Genomic DNA, 499 nt, shown 5'->3' on the forward strand with positions numbered 1-499 from the left:
CGGGATGACGAGGCCGGCGCGGCCTGTTTCGCCCCTGCGCCGGTGAAGGCGACCAGCAACGGCTCCGTCAAGACGCCGGGCAGTGCCAGCGCGGCGCCGCTACCGGCGATCACGACGAGGAACACGCCCGTCACGATGCCCGCCACTTTATGGACGTCCAGCCAGACACGCGCCGCACCCGCATCCCATTTGACGGTCAAGGCCTGGCGCCAGCGGCCACGCCGGGGCCACCACAACCAGACGCCCAGGACGATGAGCAGCACGGCGGCCAGGCCGAACCCGCCGATGACCGCCCTGCCCGTCTCGCCCGACAGCAGGTTCGTGTGCAGGTCGACGAGGATGCCCATCAGCGAGTCGTGCGTGTCGCGCAGGCCGAGCACGTGGCCGTCGTGCGGGTCGAGGTACGCCCGCATGCTGCTGCCCCGGTACCAGACCTCCACCGCGTCCCCGGGCTGCTCCGGCAGGACGAGCATGCGCACCGGGTCGCGCGGCCACGTGC

The 499-nt window shown here is 72.1% G+C and carries 1 protein-coding gene; it reads right to left on the reverse strand.

Going from position 1 to position 499, the window contains the following annotated elements:
- The coding region (locus tag ACEN88_RS34045; RefSeq protein WP_413346789.1) for a PepSY-associated TM helix domain-containing protein at positions 1-499 on the reverse strand (499 nt) is incomplete at both ends.

Origin of the sequence: Massilia sp. CT11-108 (genome assembly GCF_047302915.1) — a bacterium.
In the GTDB taxonomy this organism is placed as follows: Bacteria; Pseudomonadota; Gammaproteobacteria; order Burkholderiales; family Burkholderiaceae_D; genus Telluria; species Telluria orientalis.